Raw genomic sequence first — 237 nt, forward strand, 5'->3', positions numbered from 1 at the left:
GAACTTGCCGATGGTTACTGGACCGATCGCGATCGCCTACAACGTTAAGGGCGTCGACAAGCTCGTCCTCAACGCCGACGTCGCCGCAAAGATCTTCGACGGCAAGATCACGACGTGGAACGACCCGGCCATCGCCGCGCTCAACAAGGGTGTCGCCCGCCCGTCGACGCCGATCAAGTTCTACTTCCGCTCCGACGAGTCCGGCACCACGGAGAACTTCACGAAGTACCTCAAGGC

The 237-nt window shown here is 61.2% G+C and carries 1 protein-coding gene; it reads left to right on the forward strand.

The genetic code is table 11. The annotated features are described in order from the left end of the window. Positions 1-237, forward strand: a 237-nt coding sequence (locus tag ACR9ZK_RS23405; RefSeq protein WP_481344304.1) for a substrate-binding domain-containing protein, incomplete at both ends; no start/stop codon positions are given.

It is taken from the genome of Monashia sp. HAY1-5C (assembly GCF_056755255.1).